At 52.2% G+C, this 245-nt stretch carries 1 protein-coding gene; it reads right to left on the bottom strand.

Translation table 11 applies throughout. The annotated features are described in order from the left end of the window. Positions 1-228 (bottom strand): SDR family NAD(P)-dependent oxidoreductase (locus CH339_RS25910; RefSeq protein ID WP_146610319.1); only part of this gene is annotated, 228 nt, incomplete at its 3' end. Positions 229-245: the final 17 nt, after the last annotated feature.

The raw sequence follows: 245 nt of genomic DNA, 5'->3' as shown, positions 1-245 counted from the left end.
TTTGATCCCGTCGGCGTCTGCAAGATCGCATACTTGATAAGAGACGGTGCCGCCGCCGAGTCCGTTCAGCTCTTCCGCGGCTTTTTTCAAGTCCGCTTCGTGTCTCCCGGACAGCATGACATTTGCCCCTTCTTTCGCAATGGCTTTGGCGATCGCATTGCCAAGTCCTTTGCTGCTTGCAGCCACAAGCGCTGTTTTGCCATTCATCTTTAAGTCCACAATGATCACTCCCTTCCTTCTTATAG

Source organism: Rhodobium orientis, assembly GCF_003258835.1.
Taxonomy (GTDB): Bacteria; Pseudomonadota; Alphaproteobacteria; order Rhizobiales; family Rhodobiaceae; genus Rhodobium; species Rhodobium orientis.
This window is presented reverse-complemented; position numbering and strand designations above follow the sequence as displayed.